The organism is Lysinibacillus sphaericus (genome assembly GCF_001629735.1).
Lineage (GTDB): Bacteria > Bacillota > Bacilli > Bacillales_A > Planococcaceae > Lysinibacillus > Lysinibacillus pinottii.
Genome location: NZ_CP015224.1, coordinates 4,148,324 through 4,167,209, shown reverse-complemented (window position 1 = coordinate 4,167,209; position 18,886 = coordinate 4,148,324). Strand labels below are relative to the sequence as shown.

Genomic DNA, 18,886 nt, shown 5'->3' with positions numbered 1-18,886 from the left:
ACTTAAAATTATCAAATTTAGTATTATTATGTCAATTAGTTTATAGTAAATTCTGAATTTTATGTTTATGCACCCCTTTATAAACTTCATTGATATTCATCAGCAGTTTATTATTTAATTAACCTATTTTTATCTATAAAAAACCTTTAATTTCTAAGTTCAAGACTCTCCCCTTATGTATTAAAACTGTATATGAATGATGAAATCAAAAAACTGCATCCAATAGTGGATACAGTTTTTTACATATTTCTTCTATTGAATGACACCACAAGCAATTCTTGCCCCTGAATTACCTGCTGGATCTGTTTTATAATCATCTGCTGACTCATGAATAACGATGGAACTACCATCACTGTCTAACAAAGAATTTGGCTGATCTTTTTGTAGTGTTAGCCCTTCTGCTAAGAAGTTTAAATCGACATTGCCATCGTCACCAACCTCTAGATTTGGTAAATCCCCTAAATGATAACCATTGGGATTTAACTTACCATGCTCTTTCTTGGTCGGATTAAAGTGCGAACCAGCCGATTCAAATTTAGGGGGCTCACACTTCCCTACTTCATGAATATGAATTCCATGTGTACCTGGGGGTAGTCCTGTTAATGCCAGTGTCATCATAACACCATTATCTTCTTCCTGAAAATACGCATTCCCATAGCTTTCGTTATTTGCACCAATTACTTTTGCAGTAGCTGTTAAGGGGGATGACGCATTTACTTGTACTTTTTCTTCTTTCTTATCAAAGAAACCACAACCACCCACTAAAACTAATAAAGAAAGGCTAATTAAGCTTGTTTTTTTCATAAAAATACCTCCTCTTATTTCTGATGGTTTCCAAGTTAATCAATAGTTATGCACTTCTTATAAATTTTACCGAGGTTGTTACATGCACAAAAGGGACTTCTCTAATGAGAAATCCCTTCATTATTTAGTCTAAAATTTTTACGGTTACAGTTTTGACACCCCACTGAAGAGCCTGTCCCTCGGTAGGAATAAATACATCAATTTTATTTCCCTTAATAGCTCCACCCGTGTCAGCCGCAATCGCTTCACCATAGCCTTCAACCCATACCTTTGAACCAAGTGGAATGACACGAGGATCAACTGCAATTACCTTTAAGTTTGGATTGGATCGAATATCCGTTCCATTCGCTGTAATTCCTGAGCAACCTTCACAATATGCTGTATAGGCAGTAGCACGCATTGTTAACGTTCTTCCAGAACCATTTGATGGAGCACTCACAGGTTTTGTTTTTGCTGTTGTAGCAGCCTTAGGTGTAACTGCTTCGGATGTTTTAGGTTTCGGTTTAGCAGCCGAAGCTTTTATAGCTATTGATTCACCAGCAAAGATTAAATCTGTAGCAAGGTTATTCCATGCTTTTAGTTCATCTACTGTTATATCGTTTTTACGTGCGATTGAAAATAATGTGTCACCACCTTTTATGACATATTCATCTTCCAATGTTTTTTCTGTATTTGATGTATCCTTCACTAAATCTTGCTCTGGATAAAACCATAACGAGTCCATTTCTGTAAATTGTTGAAATTCTCCAACAGTTAAATTATAAATTTGAGGGAGTGCCCACAATATATTGCCGGAATTGTCTTTCGCAGAGGAAGGACTGGCATATAGGCTCAAACCAACGGTCAAAGTTACTGCTAAAGCTAAAGCTTTCTTCTTCATGTTTAGTAATACCTCCAATATTTTATTATTTTTTGCAAGTCTGCCGTTAGCACGCTAGAGTTAAATAATCTAGTATGCAATCAACAGTAAGCTCGCAAATTAATAACTCAGGGCTATCTGCCTGATATTAGGAATTATTACTATAAAAACGGAAAATTATACAATTTCGATTATTTTTTTAGCAAATTGTCCAATTAGATGGAAAATAATCATTGTTTAGACTAGTATTTTTTATATTAGATATTTACTATTTAAGGGCAATAGAAGAGATAAATATTGGAAATTAATCCAGAAGATAATCGTAAGTAACATACAAGGAATCTAAATAGTCTGCTGCCCTTCAATCTGGACAATTTATCTCAGCAGCCAGTCTCTACACATCTGTACAAGGTTAGTTATCTCAATCTAATAACCTCTAGACTGGAATGGAAAGGTCTTGTTTTATTGTGATTCGGGCGATATTGGTGGACGATGAGCCTTTAGCACTTGTCAGTATGAATAAACACTTGCAAGAATTTGATAGGATTGAGGTTATTGAAACTTTTACATCTGTAAAAGAACTCCTTATCGAGGGACCGAACTTAGACTTTCAAGTAGCATTTCTAGATATTGAAATGCCAAGTATGAATGGATTAGAGATTGCGGAATTATTAACATCGTGGAATCATAGCATCTATATTGTTTTTGTTACTGCTTATCGAGACTATGCTGTGCAAGCCTTCGAGCTACCATCAATTGATTACCTGTTAAAGCCTGCTTCAACATCTCGCTTAGCAACGACTATTTATAGAATTGAGGAACTACTTCACCCAAAAATAACGTCCTTACCAACATTATGTCATTCAGCACCGTTGTTAAAAATAAAATGCTTCGGAGAATTTGTTGTTTCCTATGAGGGAAAACCTCTTCATCGTATTTAAAACGAAAGAATTGTTTGCATTGCTGTTTTCACATCTTAATCCCCCTGTTTCTCGTGATACTATTATTGATAATTTTGGGGTTATACTGAATTTAATAAAGCAAGGGTTCAATAGCATATCACTCTTTCATATCTTCGCTCCTCTCTTTCAGCATATGGCTTTTTAGAGGTAATCGTATACGAACGGGAGTTATATTTTAACACTAGACAATATTGAATGTGATGCTATTGATTTAGAGATTATTTTGAATAAAAAAGAACAAATTGAAAAATTAGATATTAAAAGGGCTGAAGCACTTCTTCAAAATTATCGTGGGGAATTTATGGCAACGATGGCCTATCCATGGATAGCTAGCAAAGTTAATTTGATGAATAAATTATTTACTCAATTCCTGAAAGAACTCGCCCATTATTGTGAACAAATATAGGTTGTCAAAAATCTAGAACGAACGTTACTTATAGCTCTAGAGTTAAATCCGTATTCTGATCAAGCTGTCCAGGGATTAATCAAGCACTATTCTAATATTGGGAACCGTGCAGAGGCTATAAAGATTTATAACTCTTTTCAACATACTCAATTGTCTTGAATGCTTTGCCTATGCAGGAAACAACCAATCTTTTTCAAATCATTTCAGAACAAGAGTGACGAAAAAGAGCATGCTAGTGTAGAAAGCTAGCATGCTTTTACTCATGATTTAATAATCATTTGTCTCATATTCCTTACTACGCATAAACAGTTTCTTCCTGATTGTTTAGCTTTATACAGAGCATGATCTGCAATTTCTATCAATTGATTTGGGCTCTGTACATTCGGTGTAAAGGCAGTAATTCCGGCAGACATCGTAACGGGTCTACCACACGCAGTTTCCTGTAAGGCTTGTTTAACCCGCAAGCTTTCTGCTAGTTCTACCGCTTCATCTATACTCCTTGAAGGCAAAATAATCATAAACTCTTCTCCACCATATCTGAAGCACATACCTTGCTCCCCCATATTAAGCTGCATATGATGAGCAAAGGCTTTTAATACTTCATCCCCTACGGTATGACCATACGTATCGTTTATACTTTTAAAATCATCTAAATCAATTAGTATTACCGCATGCGGAACTTTATTAATAATTAATTCATGGAGAGTTTGATCCATTATTCTGCGATTCGGAATACCTGTTAATGAGTCAACATTTAATTGCTCCGTTAAATCAGTAATTTTACTTTCTGCGCAAATCATCATATTTTGTACGCTTCTTTTCAGTATCTTTGCTTCATAATACCAATCAGCAATTTGTTCCTTCTCCTGCCCGTTTTCCCCAGCTTCTATCATCGTTGAAAGTTCATTTAGGGGACGTACTATTTTTAAAACTAGCCATATAGCGAGCACTAATACTACAGCAATGACTAAAATAATCGGGACAATAACCTTTTTTAAAAACAGGCTAAAAGGAATAACCTTTTCATTTGTAGCCTCTTCCTTCAGCAAGCCCTCTAGATAGCCGTCCTTCATTGCCGAAGATTCCTTTACGTATGTATCTTGCATTACACGTTGATTTTCCATCAAAATTTCATTAAAACTTTGATAGCTACTCCAAATACTAACACTAGACGTCGCGAGTACAACCATTATTGTCATACTAACAATAAGAAATGATAACTTTAACTTGAATTTACCCACAATAGATCATTTCTCCCATTGAGATGATTTTTTCGTTAAATCTTATCTATGTTTTAACTTAAACTTTATTTAATATATCTATTTAATCATCATACGCCATACTTCTTAAAGAAAACTTAACAGCTGGGCATTTTTTACTTTAATGAGAAAAGCGCTTGAATTCAAAGAAAACATACATCTTAATTAGTTCTTTCTGTTCATTCTTAAAGTATTCTTTATAATTCTAAAGGTCTAACAAGGAGTTTAACCTTAAATAGCTTCAAGTAAGTTTGTGGTAGCTCTTTTTTTATGTTCCAGGGTACAATTCTTCTATAAGATTTATGGAATCAGGGTACATTATAAAGTAAAGAATGAGGGAAGGGTCGATAAAAATGTACAAGATATACATAGTAGAGGACGATAGCAATATAGCTTCACTGATTGTCGAACATTTATCGAAATATCAGTTTGAATGCCATGCAGTGCAACAATTTCAGCACATCATAGAAGAATTTAATGACATCCAACCACATTTAGTCATTATGGATATAAATCTCCCCATCTTTGATGGATATTATTGGTCACGTAAAATTCGTCAGCTTTCCATTTGTCCTATCATCATTGTCTCTGCTAGAGTCAACGATATCGATCAAGTATACGGTATCGAAAATGGTGCTGATGACTTTATTACTAAGCCATTTTCGCTAGATGTCTTTATGGCAAAGGTTAATGGTTTACTTCGGCGTACATATGGTGAGTATGCTTCCTTCGATACGTCTACCATTATAATAGCCAATACTACATTAAACCCAGACACTGTCCGTCTCCAAACAAATAGCCATGAAAGCCTGTTAACATTAAAAGAAATGCAGCTTAGTAAGCTATTATTCGAAGCCTACCCAAATGTTGTAGCTCGTCAAAAACTATTAAGTGCTATTTGGGATGATGAAACCTTTGTGGAAGAAAACACCTTATCTGTAAACATTGGTCGACTACGAAGAAAATTGGAAGCTATCCACTCACAGCTTGAAATTAAAACCATTCGTGGTCTAGGCTATCAACTTGTGGAGGAGAGAAAATGAAGCTGTTTTTTAAAGATCATGTGAGTATTATTATTCTTTATTGTATTAGCTTCCTTCTCTTACCTTGGATGATTCAAGCATTAGATGATTTAACATCGCATTATTTTTATTTTATTTTTCTCGTTAGCTTTCTGTTTATCCTTTGGTTTGTAGGCCGTTATTACCGAAGAAGACGACTATATACACACTTAGAAAAAGTTGATCTGTCAAAGGAAGACCTTCATCTATATGAGCCCCAAGCATCGATGGAACAAGCCTATAGTGAAAAACTAAGACAAATGCAATATCTATATTTAACGCAACAGCAACAATTAATAGAGCAAGCAGAGGAAAAGCACCTTGTATTATCACATTTTGCTCATCAAATGAAAACACCGTTATCTGTCATTCAATTAATTACACAATCAGCGTCCTTCAAAACTTCGAACGAATTACAGCAATGGCAAACAATCAGCAAGGAGTGTGATAAGCTGGCATTTACACTCAATCAGCTATTAACGTATGAGCGAAGTTCAAATTTAGTAGCTGATTTAAAAATTGAGCCTATTGTTTTAAAAGAGCTTGTAAAAGAAGTTATTAATGATTTGAAGGATTATTTTATTACAAAAGAAGTTTTCCCAAAATTAACGCTTACAGAAAATCAAATGATTTACTCCGATCGTAAATGGTTAAAGGTTGTCCTTTATCAAGTATTAAATAATGCTGTCAAATACAGTGAAGTAGAAAGCACTATTCATATTGATTATGACAACGACACTTTGCACATAGATAACCGTGGTGAGACAATCCCTACTAGCGAAATTGCACGTGTCTTTGATTTGTTTTATACAGGTAAAAAGGGACGAACAAATGGAGAAGCAACAGGCATAGGATTATTTTTAGTGAAAAAGGTTTTAACTATACTAAACCATCCGTTCACCTTACAATCCTCACATGATCACACTACGTTTTCCATCAATTTCTCAAGCAGTCTTATAAAATGAATATGACAACTTTGTCATATTCCCGTCATCAAGCGAAATGGGTTATTGATCGCTCCTTTTTTATACTAAAGCTATCAAATCAATTTAAAGGAGTTGTTCCAAGTTGGGAAACATCATTCTTCAAGTGACCAATTTGCAAAAAGAATATATCGGAGAGATTACCTACAAGGCATTAAACGGTATTGATTTCCAGTTACAACAGCAGGAGTTCGTAGCCGTCATGGGGCCCTCCGGAAGTGGCAAAACGACATTTTTAAATAGTGTATCTACCATTGATCGCCCCACTGCTGGAGATATTGTTATTAATAATAGAAATCCTTATGTTTTAAATGATGAGGAACTTGCAAAATTTAGACGTTCTGAATTAGGCTTTGTTTTTCAGGATTTTAATCTTGTTCATACTTTAACGGTAAAGGAAAATATTTTATTACCGCTGACATTAGATAGCTTACCTAGCGCCAAAATGCGTCACCGTTTAAAGCATGTAGCGCAATTTCTTGGAATTGAGGAGCTATTATCGAAACGCATTTATGAAATTTCAGGTGGGCAAAAGCAACGAGTAGCTATTGCTCGTGCTGTTATCCATAAACCGAGCTTATTGTTAGCAGATGAGCCTACAGGTAATTTGGATTCAAAGGCTGTCAACGATGTGATGGATTTATTCACCTCCATCAATCAAGAACTACAAACTGCCATTCTTATGGTCACACATGATCCTTACGTAGCAAGCTTTGCTAATCGTATTATATTTATCAAGGATGGCAAATTATATAATGAAATACATCGAGGCAACAATCGTAAGCAGTTTTATCAAGAAATTATGGACACTCTTGCTTTCTTAGGTGGGGGTCAACATGACCTTTAACCATATTGTTATCCAAAACATTATACGAGATAAATGGACATATGTATCTTATTTTCTGAGCAGTATGTTTTCCATCATTATATTCTTTTTATTTTCTGTAATTGTCTTTCATCCCAGCTTAAAAGACCTAGATCCCGACTCAACACTTGGCATTTCATTAATGCTTGCCAGTATGCTTGTTTATTTATTTTCATTTATTTATATTACTTATTCAATCATGGCATTTTTACGCAAAAAGACAAAGACTCTTGGCATTTTCATGATTACAGGGGCTTCCATGAAACAAGTACGAAAGCTAATATTCCGTGAAAACCTATTCATTGGAATAATGGCGATTATAGCAGCAATCGTTCTTGGTCTTGTCATGACCCCCCTGTTCTTAATGGCGGCTAAAGTAGTGTTAAAAGCAGAAACATTTAGTATGTATATTCCTCTACAAGCAATTGGTTTAACGATAGGTTTGTTTTTAATCTTATTTATGATAATTTCTAAAGTCGTCACTAAATTTATTAATAAAGAAGCCTCCATACAGCTATTAAAAAGTGATACTGTGATTGAAAAATCGATTCGACCACATTATATTTTATTAGCTGCTAGCATTATGATGACCTCACTTTTAGCTTATTTACTAAAGATTGAGCATGCTATTGTAGCGTCTTTAGGTGCTCTCTATTATTTATTATTTTTTGCTAGCATACTTTGTACGATTTATTTAATCATTGCTCAAGGCTTACGTCTATTTTTGAAAATATTTGAGAAATCCCCTGTTTATCTTCGCAAAACAAATATGCTTTTAGCGTCAAATTTAAATGCAAAAATGAAATCTCATGCAAATATGCTATTTCTAATTACCATTTTGTTAAGTGGCGTATTTTTATGTACAAGCATTTTGTTTAGCTCATATTATAATGTTCAAAAAGATAGTGAAGGAAATTATCCGTATAGCTTTCAATATATTACGGATCCAAAAGCTAATGACAACATAATAAAGGAAGATTTAGACTATCTTGAAAAGAAGCTAGCAACAGTAAAAGCTAACAAGTATTTTATTGAATTTAAATCAGATGAGAATCGACGCCTTGGCTATATGTCATTATCTGATTACAACCTGCTACAGCAAAAGGAAATTAGCCTGAATAAAAATGAATTTATTGCTGTCGCTGGGAATCATGGTATAGCTCCGATAACCAACAATGCTAGTGACCGTTATATAAAAACATTCAAACTAGCTGAAATGAACGAAAAGAACCTACTATCTACAGGGTTTCAGGAAACATACTTCATTGTGCCAGATTCTATTTATCAGTCGATTGACTACCCTGTTTATAAAACCTATATCTATGAATTAGATAATTGGACAGCACATACAGAATTGGCAAATACCATTACCGAGGACATACCATCCTTACCTGGTGAACGTTACGTTACATCCAAAATCGAATTATATGATACAGAAATGTTTGTAAAAAGCGTTATGTTCTTCATTGGCTCTATGTTAAGTTTAATTTTCTTAAGTGCAGCCATGAGTATACTTTACTTCTATTTACAGACAACATTATTACAGGAAAAAGAAAAATATATGGGCATTCGTAAGCTGGGGCTGTCTAAGAAAGAATTAGCCTCCGTTATTGCAAAGGAACTGGGCATTCTTATATTTGTTCCGTTCACTATAGCAATTTCTCTATTACTCACTACTTTATTAGCTATGCGTACAATGGTCTCTACAGCATTTTTACAGGTTTCCATTGCCAGTTCTTGTTGTTTCTTTGTGCTATTCCTCATCAGTTATTTATGGATACGACAAAGCTATTTCAAACGTCTAGTGAACTAAAAAAATCGCACTCCTTGGGGGTGCGATTTTTCAATAATAAAAGACTTTTTACCAAATAATTGGCTTTGCCACCATTAACCATAACATAATAAGCAGTAGCAAAATGTACATCCACGCCTTGCGCTGTAATAGTGCAACAAATTGTTGCTGATTATAAGCTTGTGTATTAAAAGTACGTAATGTTGGCTTAAACGCTCTGGCTAAAAAGATAATAGATGCAAACATCACAAGGAAAGTGAGAACAATCCACGAAGTACTCCAATGATAACCCGCATGCCACATTAATAAAATACCTGATCCTACAAGTACATGTCCTGAATGTTTGACAATGGCAATAGCCCCTTTAAAAGATTCTATATATGGTGGCATTTCACCACTTGAAGCTGTACGCATTTTTTTTACAATCGTTAGTACAACGAACAATGGCCCAATCGAAAGAACGGCACTTAAAATATGTATATAAAGAAGAAGCGTATAAATGGAAAACATGATGTATACTCCCCCTTTCATCAGTCCCCTACATTATAGCATTCAACCTCTGTCTGCTTATTCAGTAATTGTGAATCCTTTGTAAACACAAATTGAATCATTGTTAAATTGTTTGAAAACCTCACAAAGAGGGTATCGTTTATAGTAACATGCACTTAAAGAACAAAAGGAGTGATTTTTATAGGAATTCATCAATTTTTTACAAGCCTCAATGATTTAGAACGAATTATTCGGTGCCCTGGGCGATTCAAATTTGAAGAACATAACGTGGCAGCACATTCTTGGAAAGTATCACAATATGCAATGTTTTTTGCGACATTAGAAGAAATGAATGGAGCAAAGATTGATTGGAAATCTTTATATGAAAAAACAATTAATCATGACTTTGCTGAAGTTTTTATTGGCGACATTAAAACTCCAGTAAAACACGCTAGTCCCGAGCTAAAACAAATGCTAGCACATGTGGAAGAGAAAATGATGGAAAAGTTTATTAGCAATGAGATTCCAGAAGAATTTCAAGGCATTTTCTTTGAGCGCATGAGAGAAGGCAAGGATAGTACGATAGAAGGGCGTCTACTTGAATTTGCAGATAAACTGGACCAATTTTACGAAGCTTTTGCAGAATTAAAGCGTGGCAATACTGACAAAGAATTCGTCTATATGTATCAAAATGCTTTATCGAAGCTTTTAGCCATTCCACTTGAGGCAACTGTCCAATATTTCCGCACTGAAATATTAAAAGACGCCGTACAGGAAAAAACTCATATTGATATACAAGCATTAACAAATGAAGTACTAACAGCCAAATAGTCAGGTGCATGTACAAGTTTTCCGAATGAAAAGTTCAGGAAGGCTTTTTTTATTTCCTCTAAAAAAATCGTATAATGAAAGGTGATTGAATGGAGGGAGAGTTTTGTCAGAAGAATGCCCAATTATAGAAGATTTATTACCGTTATATAAGAAACAAATGCTCCAAGCATCCACATTAATATATGTAGAGCAGCATTTGGCAAAATGTCCGCACTGTCAGCAGCTCTTTAGCTCAGTACAAATTCAAAAAGAGTACATACCCATGAAAAAAACATTATCTTTTTTCCATATTATATTTATTGTACTTTCATTCATGTTTGCTATTAACTCATCGTTACTTGGAAACCAAATGGGCTTTGTCATTTCATATGCCATTTTCGGTTGTCTGTCTTACCTTTTTTATAAAAACATTTGGATTGTTTTTATCATTAGCTCTGTACCTGTATTGGTATGGGCGATTATCGACAACCTTACGAATGAGCTCTATATTACCGCCTACTCTTTGACAGAATTTGGGGCACTTGTGATGGGAGCAAGTTATATCGCTCTCCTCCATACGATTTTTGCCTTAGTGGGTGCGGCCTTTGCCATTTTATTACGCAAAATTTTTAGAATAAAAAAGCGCCTAAACTCAAACTAACGTTTAGACGCTTTACACTTCCCTATGCCTTTTTTACAAATTCAGACTTCAGCTTCATAGCGCCAAAGCCATCAATTTTACAGTCAATATTATGATCCCCTTCTACAAGGCGAATACTTTTTACCTTTGTCCCTATTTTTAAAGTAGATGAACTTCCCTTTACCTTTAGGTCCTTAATAACCGTAACTGAATCACCATCAGCTAACAAATTACCATTTGCATCTTTGACAATAAGTGTATCTGATTCGGGTTCCGTTGCGTCCATGCTCCACTCATTCGCACATTCTGGACATACATAATTTGTTCCATCCTCATATGTGTATTCAGAATTACATTTCGGACAATTTGGATAAGCTGCCATTCCTGCTTCCTCCCTTTACTTTTTTGCTAGATAAATCCTCTATATGCTCCTATCTTTACACAGTCGTCCATAATAAGCAAAGGTTGTTCGTATTTTTTGTTCGTATTTGTGAAAATAATATGAAGCCCAGTACCTTTCTAAATACATTTGCCGTTACGTATTGCATGATTTGGGACACCCGCCCATTGACTTATTTCAAGCAATCATCTTACTTGCATGTTTGTCGATCATGCTTTATTATATCCATAAAGGCTGCATTGTTCGTATAATATTAAGTTTTAACCTTTAAGCTGTAAAAGGGAGTTTTATTATTGGAGTTGGAATGACGGGCCTCACACTACGGTGCATGAGGATAAGCAGGAAAACTTCTGCGAACACCCACTTTGAGGAGTGGTGGTTTAAAACTTTCTATAATAACTACGGCATACGCGGCTTTTTATATTACATTTACCTTTACAGTACCTTAGCCAATATGGTTAAGGTACTTTTTTCATTCCAAAATAGCCAAGGGGTTAAACTTATTTGCAATTAATAATAAATAAACATAATCAACTATTTACCTCCGCAAAATATACCCAATCTTTCATGGACCTTTCAACTTCCCCTTTTTATCAACAGGCTTACTAACATTTGTGGAAGATTTATTTTATACAAAAAAGCTAACCTTCTCTATTAGGAAAATCAGCTAATTCCATTTATATCGCATATTTATTGATTAATAAGAGATCCATGATTTTGTTCAAATTCTTCTCTTGTCATTCCATAACAAATACCATCGAAATAATCGCCTTTCGTGAAAATGATTTTTCTAAGTTGCCCCTCTTTCATGAAACCTAATTTTTCATGTAGACACATTGATGGTTCATTGAAAGAGTAAACCGTTGTATTTACTTTTTGATAAGCGCGCTCCGAAAAGAAGAATCGAAGAACCATGAGAATCATCTCTTTTGCATACCCTTTACCTCTGTAAGGCTCGAATACAGCTAAATAATAATCAAAGATACCATTTTTCAAATCACAATCAAAAGTTTCAATCATACCAACAATATTATTGTTTCTATCTACTGCAACAAAACGGAATTCATCATCATCTTCAGATAATTGTTCTTCTACCCATTCTGTCATTTTATCAGTTGAGCGAGGAAAATGAATCGAATCCATATTTCTAAGAATTTCATCATCTAAAAAATCAAATATAATGATATCTTCTGGTTGTATCGCTCGTAATGTAAGATTTTTCCCTGTCCAATAACTAACTGTCATTTTTCTTATCCTCCAAAAAAAGTGGTAATACCAATAATTGGTTATATTAACCATATATTTATTACGTTTTAAATTTTATATAGTTTCAAGTAAAACTTATCTCTTTTGTTATTTCTCATTTACATAAGTACGATTCATTGAAGGGTTATAACTAGCGATTGATGATTATATTCATTCTTATAATTACTATCGGTGTCAAGGACGATTAAACGGCTTGAGTCCTTTAGAATTCAGGACACAAGCCGTTTAATACATTTTTTATTATTACCACTGTCTACTTGACGGGGTGCAGTTCACATTGAGCGCCTGGCTTTATTTTTATTTCCGAATACAGCTTGCTTAATTCTACTTTAATAAAACATGTGATTTCTTATAAACTTAAAAGCTTAAAAGCTACTTAATTCTGATTTTAAACTTTGAACGAACTCGTTAATTTGTTCCCTTTTTACTATTATACAAAATGCAGGACCACATTCTCTTGGACCAAGATTATTCTTATCATTGGCGTCTAATACAAAAATTAATTTGTAACGAGTCTCAGATTCTATCCTCTCATTGTCAGGTATTTGTAAAAAACCATATTGAGGATAATAATATTTACCGTAGTGAGGAATATGATAGATACATAATCCAGGATCGTGTGGCTCCAACATACTTAGGTGTGAACTATCAAGATGTTTTATATCATCTAATAATTTTATGAAGTCATCCTTTAAACATGTAATTTCTTTATGCAACCTAGGAAAATTATCACCTGATCTGAAATTTATGGAGAATTTCACACTTGAATCATTTACTAATTTTAAGATTATTTCAACTTCACAATTGGGATCATTTGAGTAATCTTTTAATATAACCATAATTAATTCTCCTTTTTTATTAACCTTTTAAATTAATATTAATTCCATCGGTCCATATTCTACTATACTACGGAATGTTAGCATAACTTTTGAACTGAAAATTGTCAGGAGTTAAATTTTACAAAAGTATTATCACTCATAATCTCCTACATATTTCCAATTACTCTTGAACCACTTTAACTTTTTATGATCTTCAAAATAAACAGTATCAATAACATCAGTATCTTTCTTAAGTAATACAGCAACTTGGTTGCCTCCTGTGTCAATCCAAGCAACACGTTCTCCGCTTAATACATCGACATATTTAGTACCATTAGTCAAAGCATCATCTATCATTTTTCCAGTAATACCGCGATCTACCGCTTGATCAGAAGCATGGCTTCTTAATTTAAGTACTCGTTTCGAAGAAGTCTTTACAATATATGAAACTCCTTGCCTAATTACAAGGCCGGCTAATAATGGAATGACAGGTAATGCATGTGGTTGTACTTCGGATTCGAAATCAGCCCTAGGACCATTTAAGTCATCTATAGAAGTATTTACATCTGTATTTATTTCTTGATTATCAATTTGTGACTCATTTTCTACTTCGATAATATTGGGTTCTTGATTTAAAGAATCTTCTAATTCTACTGCTTGTGATTCACTTGCAAAAGCCAAACTTGGAGAAATTATACTGAATGCTAGTGCAAAACAAATTAATGCTACAAAACCTTTAAAAAAATTTAATTTCGACATTTTTTTGTCCTCCATTTATTACATTTTGAAAAAAACGTTATAACATTTTCACTTTCCCTCGAGTTATTATCATCCTATCATTGGAAACTTTTTCATTTCAATTGTTGATTCACGCCATTTTCCGGCGTGGAATTTACATTAAATTTACATTAAGCGCCACATAACGCCATCAAGAACGCCATATTTTGGCGGTTCTTATAAAATAAAGTGATACTAAAGTTACATTATCAACATTTATAAAACCTATTGTTTGACCTTAATTACATTGTAGTATTTATTCACTTTGTAATCATAAATTAACAATTTGTACTTAAGTATCTGTTGACAGTAAATTGACTTTCAGATATACAAAAAAAAACAATACCAATTATGGTAACGGGCATGTGCTGTTAAGCACTACGTTGTAAATGATAATTTCTAATCCTTTTAAATCTCCATTTGTCAGCGTGCCAGCGTCAAACTTATCTAGCCAAATCTTATCAATCCTTTATCAACTGATTGTTGAATATCAACCTTTACAGTACCTTAGCCAATATGGTTAAGGTACTTTTTTATTTATAAAAAATACCTTACAGCACCTTCTATATCTCCAATTTGATATATCCTATTTCTAATAAATTCCTCAAACGCACGTGCTCATGTAATGTTTTGAAATCCTAGTTATAAAAAGTACATACAACCTTCTCATATTTTGTATAATTCCCTTTCATTTTGCGCATATATGGAGTAACAAGGGAGGTAATGATATTGAAAAAGTTAATGTATGTAATGGTATTTGCTTCAATTCTAATAACAGCTTGCGGAAAGAGTGACAATCCAAAGGAGGTAGCAGTAGATCAAAACACTTCTGTTGAAGATATTGTCGGAGCAATTGTTAAAAATAAGTTTACGGTTGAAGAGTCCAAAGGTGTTGTCACCATATCCATACAGGATACAGATGTGACAGAGGGATCGAAAAGTCAAATGCTGAAGGACTCCACTAAAATTTTTGCTGATTTGTCGAAGCTGAAAGATGTAAAAACACCTGCTGTTACTTGGTATGCTCCACTTACCCAACCAGATGGAGATAAAACCATGACAGAAGTATTGAATATTTATTTTAGTGAAGAGGATTATCATAAAGTAGATTGGGCCAATTATTTACAAGTTGATATCGAGTCAACTGCTACAAATTATCATGAAAGTGAAGCTTTAGAGGATTAATTTTATTAAAAGGACAGATACCCCTCCATGTATGGAGGGGTATCTTTTTGCTCATTTTACATACATTCTCAGCCCCTCTGTTAAAAGAGGTCGTTTTATTTTATAGTGGGTTGCTTGCCAAATTCCTTTGCCATCCTGCAAAATTAATAACTGAGGTGATTCGTGTTTTACCTGTAAATCACGTTCTATAGCGTTGGAAACATCACGTTCCTTTTGGATAATGACCAGATATTTAGGGAGTTCTGTCGCTAAGGCTTTGAACTCTTTTAAAGCTGAAATACTGCTTATACATGTCAGACTAAATTTTAAGACAAGACAGGGCTTTTTGTGAGACTGTTCTAACACTTCTCCCCAACTAACCAAAGTTTTAATTCGTTGCATATATGAATACCTCCCTTGCAATTATATACTACACAGGGTATTTGTTGTAACAAAAAAACACACGAGGCTACCTTTATAGCTCGTGCATTTCTTCCTCTACTTAAATGCCTTCTGTATTCATTAATACAAGGCGCCAGCCATCAGGATCCTCAATGGTAATACCCTTCTGCATCCAATATGGATTTTCAGGCTCTACTTCAGGGTACCCCATTTGTGATAAGCGTTTAGCAATACTACGGATTGTTTCTTGATTTGGAATATAGAGTACTAAAAGATTGTCCTTACTTGGAGCAGGACAAGGGCTCCCTTCAACATGTTCTGTAAATTCCAAGTGATAGTGTACATTTGGAAGACCAATCATTATTCCATCATAGCCACGATGACCTGAAAAAGAACCAATTTTTTTTAGTCCAATGCCCTCACAATAAAACCGTTCAATTTCTTTTAATTGATCAGTTGGCCTTGCTACTCTGACCTGTGCAACTGCTAGTTCATTCGTCCATTGTTGTTCCATCAGAAACTCTCCCTTTTTAAACGAGTATAGAATGGTACAATCACGTTGAAAACAGTCCTAAGTCTGAATTATTGTGCTAACGCTATATGAAACGAAGCCGCAGTCTTTGCTTTTACTTCCTCTAAAGTAACGCCCTCTGCTAATTCGATAAGCTGCATCCCTTCTTTAGTAAAATCAAATACAGCTAAGTCTGTAATTAACCGGTGGACAACACCTTTACCTGTTAATGGGAGATCACATTGTTTTTTAATTTTGGATTCACCATTTTTATTAACATGCTCCATAACGACGATGACTCTCTTTGCTCCTACCACCAGGTCCATGGCGCCCCCCATTCCTTTGACCATTTTCCCTGGAATCATCCAATTTGCCAGATCTCCAGTCTCTGATACTTCCATACCACCTAAAATAGCAAGGTCAATATGGCCACCACGAATCATAGCAAATGATTCTGCACTATCAAAAAAGGAAGCCCCCGGCATAGCTGTTACTGTTTCTTTCCCAGCATTAATTAAATCGGGATCAACGTCATCTTTAACTGGATAGGGACCGATACCAAGTAATCCGTTCTCTGATTGTAAAAGCACTTCATAATCGGCTGGAATAGCATTGGCAACTAAAGTTGGAATACCAATACCTAAATTTACATTCATGCCATTTTGGATTTCTTTCACTGCTCTATTTACGATTCTTTGTCTTGTATCAGCCATCACTCTTCCCCCTTTTTCACTGTCAGACGCTCAATACGCTTCTCATAATTTTCACCCAATAAAACACGCTGAACGAAAACTCCTGGTGTATGAATATGATCAGGGTCTAACTCGCCAACTTCTACAATTTCTTCCACCTCAGCAATGGTAATTTTACCTGCCATCGCAGCTAGCGGATTGAAGTTACGTGATGTTTTTCTGTACACTAAATTTCCTAGCTTATCTGCCTTCCATGCTTTAACTAGAGCAAAATCAGCAGCAATTCCTTCTTCTAAAATATAGTCTTTCCCATCAAAAACCTTTACTTCTTTGCCTTCAGCAATTGGCGTACCAACTCCAGTAGCTGTATAAAATCCTGGAATCCCCGCTCCTCCTGCACGTAGGCGCTCAGCAAGCGTTCCTTGAGGTGTTAACTCTACCTCTAGCTCCCCACTTAAAAATTGTTGTTCAAAAATTTTATTTTCGCCTACATAAGAGGCAACCATTTTTTTTATTTGCTTATTCGCTAATAGTAAGCCTAAACCCCAATCATCTACACCACAGTTATTACTAACTACCGTTAAATCCTTTGTACCCTTTTGTACTAAAGCCGCAATAGACTTTTCTGGTATACCACATAGACCAAAGCCTCCTACTGCTAACATATCCCCATCCTTAATATCAGCAACCGCTTCTTCAAATGAACGCCATACTTTCCCATCCTTCATCTCGAAACCTCCTAAAATTGCTCGTTTATTAAGGAAAATTCTACCTCATTAACATTTTACAAGTAAAGGAATTAATTAGAATACCACTTATTCCAAAATAGAATAAATCTCCCCACCTCTTACTTACGCATCGTGTTCAGTAACTGTTTTAAGGCATACGATTGATATGTATTTTTTTTGGTGATAATACCCAAACGCCAGGGCATATCAAAATTAGCTAAAGGAATCATTTTGACATTTTTATTTGTTTGCTTAGCAGCGATAGAATATGGCAGTAATGTTATCCCTAAATTTGATGATACCAATTCAACTATCAAATCCCACTGTGAACTTTTATAGCCTACATGTGGTGAAAATCCAACACTTTCACATGACTTAATAACATAATCATGTAAAGCGAACTCCTCAGCAAAGATAATAAAGGTTTCATTTTTTAAGTCTTGCAATTGTATTTCTTTAAATTGAGCTAATGGGTGTAATTCATTTATAAATACATAAAATTGATCTTCTACAAATGGCTGCACCGAAAACTTTCTTTCATCCGTCGGTAATACGACAATACCCATATCCACATTACCGTTTTCTACTAACGTACCCACTGTTTTTGCGCCTCGTTCAACAAGCTCCAAATGCACATCAGGATATTGCTGATGAAATTCTCTAGCTATTTTCGGAAAAAATAATGTCCCAATTAAAGGTGGAATCCCTAGCTTAATTGAACCTGTCTTTATATTTAATAAATCATCTAGTAAAATGTGCAAGTCTTGAACGGAAAGCATGATCTTTTGCCCCTGTTTAAAGACAATACTCCCTGCATCTGTTAGCTCGACATTGCGAGTAGATCTATTTAATAATTCTACATGTAATGTATCTTCTAATTTTTTTATGCTTTTACTTAATGATGGCTGAGATACAAAGGATTCATTCGCAGCCTTCGTAAAGCTACCATGCTCGACAACTGACATAAATGCTTTTAAATCTCGTAATTCCATAAACATCTTCCCCATTTATTCTTTTTGATGAAAGACTTAGCAAAATTCTCTTATAGTAATTAATTCTTCTTCATCTATGGTAATCCTTCTACAAAAATTAAGTGCACTGAACCTACAACTGTAGTCGAGAGGATATTCCTTTATTCCCCAAAGACCTCTTCAACAAAAAATACACCACGTATCATTAGATTTCACATCTAAATATA

The 18,886-nt window shown here is 34.6% G+C and carries 23 protein-coding genes and 1 other RNA gene; 11 read left to right on the top strand and 13 right to left on the bottom strand.

Going from position 1 to position 18,886, the window contains the following annotated elements:
- Positions 1-252: 252 nt before the first annotated feature.
- Both A2J09_RS20520 and A2J09_RS20515 read right to left on the bottom strand, forming a co-directional pair.
- Entirely contained in the window at positions 253-804 is a 552-nt protein-coding gene (locus tag A2J09_RS20520) for a superoxide dismutase family protein (RefSeq protein ID WP_012292584.1), read from the bottom strand.
- Between the two features lie 124 nt (positions 805-928).
- Positions 929-1,684, bottom strand: a complete 756-nt coding sequence (locus A2J09_RS20515; protein ID WP_031418351.1) for a 3D domain-containing protein — start codon at positions 1,682-1,684, stop codon at positions 929-931.
- A 446-nt stretch (positions 1,685-2,130) separates the two neighbouring features.
- Between A2J09_RS20515 and A2J09_RS24320 the strand changes: the two genes are divergently transcribed.
- Positions 2,131-2,604 carry a LytR/AlgR family response regulator transcription factor gene (locus A2J09_RS24320; protein ID WP_233499890.1) on the top strand — a complete coding sequence of 158 codons (474 nt, stop codon included), beginning with the start codon at positions 2,131-2,133 and terminating at the stop codon, positions 2,602-2,604.
- A 244-nt stretch (positions 2,605-2,848) separates the two neighbouring features.
- Positions 2,849-3,031 carry a hypothetical protein gene (locus A2J09_RS24315; RefSeq protein WP_012292581.1) on the top strand — a complete coding sequence of 61 codons (183 nt, stop codon included), beginning with the start codon at positions 2,849-2,851 and terminating at the stop codon, positions 3,029-3,031.
- A 260-nt stretch (positions 3,032-3,291) separates the two neighbouring features.
- On the opposite strand, the gene A2J09_RS20505 is transcribed toward A2J09_RS24315, so the two are convergent.
- Positions 3,292-4,272 carry a GGDEF domain-containing protein gene (locus tag A2J09_RS20505; protein ID WP_036160660.1) on the bottom strand — a complete coding sequence of 327 codons (981 nt, stop codon included), beginning with the start codon at positions 4,270-4,272 and terminating at the stop codon, positions 3,292-3,294.
- A gap of 371 nt (positions 4,273-4,643) precedes the next feature.
- On the opposite strand from A2J09_RS20505, the gene A2J09_RS20500 reads away from it, so the two are divergent.
- The 4 genes from A2J09_RS20500 (at position 4,644) to A2J09_RS20485 (ending at position 9,012) form a co-directional block, all read left to right on the top strand.
- On the top strand, positions 4,644-5,333 hold the full coding sequence (locus A2J09_RS20500) for a response regulator transcription factor (protein WP_036160658.1): 690 nt from the start codon (positions 4,644-4,646) through the stop codon (positions 5,331-5,333).
- Entirely contained in the window at positions 5,330-6,316 is a 987-nt protein-coding gene (locus tag A2J09_RS20495; RefSeq protein WP_012292578.1) for a sensor histidine kinase, read from the top strand. Before A2J09_RS20500 ends, A2J09_RS20495 begins: the two co-directional genes overlap by 4 nt.
- Before the next feature lie 103 nt (positions 6,317-6,419).
- Positions 6,420-7,181, top strand: coding sequence for an ABC transporter ATP-binding protein (locus tag A2J09_RS20490; RefSeq protein ID WP_031418349.1), 762 nt, complete (start codon positions 6,420-6,422; stop codon positions 7,179-7,181).
- Entirely contained in the window at positions 7,171-9,012 is a 1,842-nt protein-coding gene (locus A2J09_RS20485; protein ID WP_036160656.1) for an ABC transporter permease, read from the top strand. Before A2J09_RS20490 ends, A2J09_RS20485 begins: the two co-directional genes overlap by 11 nt.
- A 48-nt stretch (positions 9,013-9,060) precedes the next feature.
- Here the strand turns inward: A2J09_RS20485 and A2J09_RS20480 are convergent, their stop codons facing one another.
- Entirely contained in the window at positions 9,061-9,501 is a 441-nt protein-coding gene (locus A2J09_RS20480) for a hypothetical protein (RefSeq protein ID WP_012292575.1), read from the bottom strand.
- 171 nt (positions 9,502-9,672) lie between these two features.
- Here A2J09_RS20480 and A2J09_RS20475 point away from each other — a divergent pair, with 171 nt between their 5' ends.
- Together A2J09_RS20475 and A2J09_RS20470 are read left to right on the top strand one after the other, a co-directional pair.
- A complete protein-coding gene (locus A2J09_RS20475; protein WP_171821082.1) occupies positions 9,673-10,311 on the top strand; it encodes a YfbR-like 5'-deoxynucleotidase in 639 nt (212 codons plus the stop codon).
- Positions 10,312-10,414: 103 nt separating this feature from the next.
- Positions 10,415-10,951, top strand: a complete 537-nt coding sequence (locus tag A2J09_RS20470; protein WP_012292573.1) for a zf-HC2 domain-containing protein — start codon at positions 10,415-10,417, stop codon at positions 10,949-10,951.
- A 22-nt stretch (positions 10,952-10,973) separates the two neighbouring features.
- Here the strand turns inward: A2J09_RS20470 and A2J09_RS20465 are convergent, their stop codons facing one another.
- A complete protein-coding gene (locus A2J09_RS20465) occupies positions 10,974-11,312 on the bottom strand; it encodes a zinc ribbon domain-containing protein YjdM (RefSeq protein WP_012292572.1) in 339 nt (112 codons plus the stop codon).
- Between the two features lie 246 nt (positions 11,313-11,558).
- On the opposite strand from A2J09_RS20465, the gene ssrS reads away from it, so the two are divergent.
- A non-coding RNA gene (gene ssrS, locus A2J09_RS20460) (6S RNA) lies at positions 11,559-11,751 on the top strand.
- Positions 11,752-12,020: 269 nt separating this feature from the next.
- Here ssrS and A2J09_RS20455 read toward each other — a convergent pair.
- A complete protein-coding gene (locus A2J09_RS20455; RefSeq protein ID WP_012292571.1) occupies positions 12,021-12,575 on the bottom strand; it encodes a GNAT family N-acetyltransferase in 555 nt (184 codons plus the stop codon).
- A gap of 157 nt (positions 12,576-12,732) precedes the next feature.
- Between A2J09_RS20455 and A2J09_RS24700 the strand changes: the two genes are divergently transcribed.
- Positions 12,733-12,825 carry an IS3 family transposase gene (locus tag A2J09_RS24700; protein WP_080695237.1) on the top strand — a complete coding sequence of 31 codons (93 nt, stop codon included), beginning with the start codon at positions 12,733-12,735 and terminating at the stop codon, positions 12,823-12,825.
- A 136-nt stretch (positions 12,826-12,961) separates the two neighbouring features.
- Here A2J09_RS24700 and A2J09_RS20450 read toward each other — a convergent pair whose 3' ends face one another.
- Both A2J09_RS20450 and A2J09_RS20445 read right to left on the bottom strand, forming a co-directional pair.
- Positions 12,962-13,435, bottom strand: coding sequence for a hypothetical protein (locus A2J09_RS20450; protein WP_031418344.1), 474 nt, complete (start codon positions 13,433-13,435; stop codon positions 12,962-12,964).
- A gap of 132 nt (positions 13,436-13,567) precedes the next feature.
- On the bottom strand, positions 13,568-14,173 hold the full coding sequence (locus tag A2J09_RS20445; RefSeq protein ID WP_139015309.1) for a hypothetical protein: 606 nt from the start codon (positions 14,171-14,173) through the stop codon (positions 13,568-13,570).
- Between the two features lie 741 nt (positions 14,174-14,914).
- Here A2J09_RS20445 and A2J09_RS20440 point away from each other — a divergent pair.
- Positions 14,915-15,376, top strand: coding sequence for a hypothetical protein (locus A2J09_RS20440; protein ID WP_012292569.1), 462 nt, complete (start codon positions 14,915-14,917; stop codon positions 15,374-15,376).
- A gap of 51 nt (positions 15,377-15,427) precedes the next feature.
- Here A2J09_RS20440 and ytxJ read toward each other — a convergent pair whose 3' ends face one another.
- The 5 genes from ytxJ to A2J09_RS20415 form a co-directional block, all read right to left on the bottom strand.
- Positions 15,428-15,757, bottom strand: coding sequence for a bacillithiol system redox-active protein YtxJ (ytxJ, locus tag A2J09_RS20435; protein ID WP_012292568.1), 330 nt, complete (start codon positions 15,755-15,757; stop codon positions 15,428-15,430).
- Between the two features lie 100 nt (positions 15,758-15,857).
- On the bottom strand, positions 15,858-16,271 hold the full coding sequence (locus A2J09_RS20430; protein WP_012292567.1) for a VOC family protein: 414 nt from the start codon (positions 16,269-16,271) through the stop codon (positions 15,858-15,860).
- A 68-nt stretch (positions 16,272-16,339) separates the two neighbouring features.
- Positions 16,340-16,981 (bottom strand): 3-oxoacid CoA-transferase subunit B, encoded by a 642-nt coding sequence (locus tag A2J09_RS20425; protein ID WP_012292566.1) that lies wholly within the window; start codon positions 16,979-16,981, stop codon positions 16,340-16,342.
- Entirely contained in the window at positions 16,981-17,688 is a 708-nt protein-coding gene (locus tag A2J09_RS20420; protein WP_012292565.1) for a CoA transferase subunit A, read from the bottom strand. The genes A2J09_RS20425 and A2J09_RS20420 overlap by 1 nt, the downstream gene beginning before the upstream one ends.
- 119 nt (positions 17,689-17,807) lie before the next feature.
- On the bottom strand, positions 17,808-18,680 hold the full coding sequence (locus tag A2J09_RS20415) for a LysR family transcriptional regulator (protein WP_031418339.1): 873 nt from the start codon (positions 18,678-18,680) through the stop codon (positions 17,808-17,810).
- Positions 18,681-18,886: the final 206 nt, after the last annotated feature.

Coding starts and splice junctions, on each gene's coding strand:
- A2J09_RS20520 (WP_012292584.1), bottom strand. CDS start 804: ATGAAAAAAACAAGCTTAATTAGCCTTTCTTTATTAGTTTTAGTGGGT.
- A2J09_RS20515 (WP_031418351.1), bottom strand. CDS start 1,684: ATGAAGAAGAAAGCTTTAGCTTTAGCAGTAACTTTGACCGTTGGTTTG.
- A2J09_RS20500 (WP_036160658.1), top strand. CDS start 4,644: ATGTACAAGATATACATAGTAGAGGACGATAGCAATATAGCTTCACTG.
- A2J09_RS20495 (WP_012292578.1), top strand. CDS start 5,330: ATGAAGCTGTTTTTTAAAGATCATGTGAGTATTATTATTCTTTATTGT.
- A2J09_RS20485 (WP_036160656.1), top strand. CDS start 7,171: ATGACCTTTAACCATATTGTTATCCAAAACATTATACGAGATAAATGG.
- A2J09_RS20480 (WP_012292575.1), bottom strand. CDS start 9,501: ATGTTTTCCATTTATACGCTTCTTCTTTATATACATATTTTAAGTGCC.
- A2J09_RS20465 (WP_012292572.1), bottom strand. CDS start 11,312: ATGGCAGCTTATCCAAATTGTCCGAAATGTAATTCTGAATACACATAT.
- A2J09_RS20455 (WP_012292571.1), bottom strand. CDS start 12,575: ATGACAGTTAGTTATTGGACAGGGAAAAATCTTACATTACGAGCGATA.
- A2J09_RS20450 (WP_031418344.1), bottom strand. CDS start 13,435: ATGGTTATATTAAAAGATTACTCAAATGATCCCAATTGTGAAGTTGAA.
- A2J09_RS20445 (WP_139015309.1), bottom strand. CDS start 14,173: ATGTCGAAATTAAATTTTTTTAAAGGTTTTGTAGCATTAATTTGTTTT.
- A2J09_RS20440 (WP_012292569.1), top strand. CDS start 14,915: ATGATATTGAAAAAGTTAATGTATGTAATGGTATTTGCTTCAATTCTA.
- ytxJ (WP_012292568.1), bottom strand. CDS start 15,757: ATGCAACGAATTAAAACTTTGGTTAGTTGGGGAGAAGTGTTAGAACAG.
- A2J09_RS20430 (WP_012292567.1), bottom strand. CDS start 16,271: ATGGAACAACAATGGACGAATGAACTAGCAGTTGCACAGGTCAGAGTA.
- A2J09_RS20425 (WP_012292566.1), bottom strand. CDS start 16,981: ATGGCTGATACAAGACAAAGAATCGTAAATAGAGCAGTGAAAGAAATC.
- A2J09_RS20420 (WP_012292565.1), bottom strand. CDS start 17,688: ATGAAGGATGGGAAAGTATGGCGTTCATTTGAAGAAGCGGTTGCTGAT.
- A2J09_RS20415 (WP_031418339.1), bottom strand. CDS start 18,680: ATGGAATTACGAGATTTAAAAGCATTTATGTCAGTTGTCGAGCATGGT.